A 2,770-nucleotide genomic window follows, 5' to 3' on the forward strand; every position below is an offset into this window, starting at 1 on the left:
CCCCATCAACGGCATGGCGAGCAAGAGCTCCCAGTCCGAGGGGAGCCTTATCTCCACCAGCGGCGACAACGGCCTGCTCACTACCATCACCCAGTTTGATCCGCTCTACGTCAACTTCTCCTACTCGGAGCAGGATCGCCTCAACTTCGAAAACTCGGTAAAGAAAGGGGTGATTGAGGCGAAGGATGCCACCACCTGGCGCACCCATATTCGTCTGGCCGATGGCTCCCTCTACCCGGAGGCGGGCAAGCTCAACTTCTCCGACAACCGGGTCGATCCCCAGACCGGCACCATCCGTGCCCGCGCCATCTTCGACAACAAGGACGGCGTACTGCTGCCGGGCCAGTTTGTCCGCATGACCATCGATCTGGGCACCCGCAAAAATGCCATCGTGGTACCGCCGCGCGCCATCGTCCAGTCCCAGGCTGACCGCATGGTGATGGTGGTCGATGCCGACAACAAGGTGGTGCCCCGTCCGGTGACCCTGGGCGCGGCAGTCGACTCCGGCGTGCTGATCGAGAGCGGCCTGCGGGCAGGTGAGCGCTATATCGTCGAAGGCTTGATGAAGGCTCACCCCGGCGCCGTGGTAAAACCTGTCTCTGCCGACGAGATGAAGGCGATCACCGGCAAGGTGGTCAGCCAGTCTGCGGCCAAGTAAGGAGCCCGTATGTTTTCCAAGTTCTTCATAGAACGCCCCATCTTCGCCAGCGTGATTTCGATCATTATCGTGCTGGGCGGGTTGGCGGCGATGCGAGCGCTCCCCATCGAGCAATATCCCCAGATCACCCCGCCGGTGGTCTCGGTCACGGCGTTTTATCCGGGTGCAACCCCGGAGGTGATCTCCCAGACCGTGGCAGCGCCGCTGGAGCAGCAGATCAACGGCGTCGAGCGGATGATCTACATGCAGTCGGGGTCGGCCTCCAACGGCCAGATGAACCTCAACGTCTACTTCGAGATCGGCACCGATCCTGATCAGGCCACCATCAACGTCAACAACCGGGTCTCGGCCGCCATGGCCCAGCTGCCGGAAGAGGTGAAAAAGCAGGGGGTGACGGTCAAGAAGAAATCGACCTCCATCCTGCAGGTGGTTACCCTCCAGTCGCCGAACGGCTCGTTTGATACCACCTATCTGTCGAACTACGCCCTGCTCAACATCATCGACGAGCTCAAGCGGATTCCCGGCATCGGTGATACCACCTTGTTTGGCGGTACCGACTATGCGATGCGTATCTGGCTGCGGCCGGATCGACTGGCCCAGCTCGAGCTCACCCCGAGCGACGTGATTGGCGCCATTCGCGAGCAGAACACCCAGTTCGCGGCAGGCAAGATCGGTGCCCAGCCCACCACGGCCCCCATCGACTTCACCTACACGGTGCAGACCAAAGGGCGCCTTGAGGATGTGAAGGAGTTCCAGAACATCATCGTCCGCTCCATGCCCGATGGCTCCAAGATCCGGGTCCGCGATGTCGCCCGGGTCGAGCTGGGGGGCAAGGATTATGATCTGGTCGCCCGCGCCAACGGCAAACCGGCCATCGGTATCGCCACCTATCTGCAGCCAGGCGCCAACGCCGTCGCGGTCGCCGATGCGGTACACGCCACCATGGAGCGACTCAAGGAGCGCTTCCCGCAGGATATCGAGTACCAGATCCCCTACGACACTACCGAGTTCGTGAAGATCTCCATCGAAGAGGTGGTACACACCCTGTTCGAGGCGATCGTGCTGGTGTTCGTGGTGGTCTATCTGTTCCTGCAGAACTTCCGCGCCACCCTGATCCCCTGTATCGCGGTGCCGGTGTCGCTCATCGGGACCTTCGCCGGCATGCTGGTGCTCGGTTTCTCCATCAACCTGCTGACCCTGTTCGGCATGGTGCTTGCCATCGGTATCGTGGTGGATGACGCCATCGTGGTGCTCGAGAACGTCGAGCGGATCATGAGCGAGAAGAAGTGTTCGCCCAAAGAGGCTGCCATCCTCGCCATGCAGGAGGTCTCCGGTCCGGTGGTCGCCATCGTACTGGTGCTCTGCGCCGTGTTCCTGCCGGTTGCCTTTATGGGCGGCATGACCGGGGTGATGTACAAACAGTTCGCCATCACGGTCGCGGTCTCGGTCGCCATCTCCGGTCTGGTGGCACTGACTCTCTCCCCGGCCCTCTGTGCCGTGTTGCTGAAAGAGGGACACCACAAACCGGCCCGCTTCTTCGTCTGGTTCAACGAAAAATTTGACCAGCTGACCCGCGGCTATGTACGGGGTGTGGCCTTCCTGAACCGTCGGGTGGGGGTCGCCTTTGCCATCATCGCCGTGCTGATCCTCTCCATCTACGGCCTCTTCCTGAAAGTGCCGGGCGAACTGGTACCGAACGAAGATCAGGGCTACCTCATCTCCGCCGTCATGCTGCCGGATGCCGCCGCGATGAGCCGGACCCAGGCGGTGGCGGATCAGTTCGACAAGATCGCCATGGCCAACCCCCATGTGAAGGATGTGATCACCTTCTCGGGCTTTGACATTCTCTCCAATGCCATCATCAGCAACAGCGGCATGACCTTCATTACCCTGAAGGACTGGAGCGAGCGTCAGGGGACAGGACAGGACTCCTTCTCGCTGGCCAAGACCTTCCAGGGCTTGAGCCTGATGGGGCTGGCGGATGGCTTTGTCGCCTCCTTCAACCCGCCTCCCATTCAGGGGATGTCCACCACAGGTGGCCTTGAGGCCTATCTGCAGAACCGTGGCACCGGCAACGCCCAGGCCTTCTCCGGCGAAGTGCAGCGCTTCCTC

Annotated in this window: 2 protein-coding genes; both read left to right on the top strand. The window is 61.4% G+C overall.

The genetic code is table 11. The features are described 5' to 3' along the window. The coding region (locus AACS18_RS21915) for an efflux RND transporter periplasmic adaptor subunit (protein ID WP_146184818.1) at window positions 1–658 on the top strand (658 nt) is incomplete at its 5' end. Between the two features lie 9 nt (window positions 659–667). Further along, window positions 668–2,770, top strand: a 2,103-nt coding sequence (locus AACS18_RS21920) for an efflux RND transporter permease subunit (protein WP_108613324.1), incomplete at its 3' end; no start/stop codon positions are given.

This window comes from Aeromonas sp. HMWF015 (assembly GCF_963878965.1).
Lineage (GTDB): Bacteria > Pseudomonadota > Gammaproteobacteria > Enterobacterales > Aeromonadaceae > Aeromonas > Aeromonas veronii.